1 pseudogene is annotated in these 1,011 nt (G+C 39.9%); it reads left to right on the top strand.

The features are described 5' to 3' along the window. Nucleotides 1-4 precede the first annotated feature (4 nt). Nucleotides 5-1,011 (top strand): annotated as a pseudogene (locus C9J38_RS21525) (IS3 family transposase); the annotation flags it as partial.

Here is a 1,011-nt window from a genome sequence, read left to right as displayed (position 1 = left end):
CATCATGACAAAACGAACAAGACGATTATTTAGTGCTGAATTTAAATTAGAGGCAGCACAATTAGTTATCGATCAAAACTATTCAGTAACTGAAGCTGCTCAGGCCATGAATGTGGGTAAATCTACGATGGATAAGTGGGTTCGTCAGTTAAAAGAAGAGCGCCAAGGTAAATCACCGAAAGCTTCACCGATGACGCCTGAACAGATTGAAATACGAGAGTTAAAGAAGAAATTAGCCACTCTTGAAGAGCATAATGAAATCTTAAAAAAAGCCACCGCTCTCTTGATGTCAGACTCATTGAACAATTCTCGTTAATCGAGAAACTCAGGAAGAGCCACAGCATAACAACGTTATGCAAAGTATTTGATGTTCATCGCAGTAGCTATAAATATTGGCAAAGACGCCCAAAATCTATTTCTATTGAATTGATTAAACTGCGTAGTTTAATCAAAGAGGTACATGCTGCAAGCAATGGTTCTGCTGGAGCAAGAACCATTGCAGATATGGTTACGACTCAAGGTATTCCCTTGAGTCGGTATCGTGCATCCAAACAAATGAAAGCCCTTAATCTTGTTAGTTGCCAATCACCGAAACATAGATACCGAAAAGCAAATCAAGAGCATATTGCAATTCCAAATCATCTGAATCGTCAATTTGCAGTTACATCACCTAATCAAGTTTGGGTTGGTGATGTGACTTATGTGTGGACTGGACATCGCTGGATGTATCTTGCTGTGGTTATCGATTTATTTTCGAGAAAGCCTGTTGGTTGGGCGATGTCTCTATCGCCTGACAGTCACTTAACAGGTAAGGCTCTTATGATGGCTTATGAATCACGACATAAACCTAAAGGGGTTATGTTTCACAGTGATCAAGGTAGTCATTATACCAGCAGTTACTACAGACAATTACTATGGCGATGCCAGATTAAACAAAGCTTATCACGACGAGGAAATTGTTGGGATAACGCCCCCATGGAACGCTTCTTTAGAAGTTTAAAAACAGAATGG

The sequence above is a fragment of the Photobacterium sp. GB-210 genome, from assembly GCF_003026075.1.
Classification (GTDB): Bacteria; Pseudomonadota; Gammaproteobacteria; order Enterobacterales; family Vibrionaceae; genus Photobacterium.
This window is presented reverse-complemented; position numbering and strand designations above follow the sequence as displayed.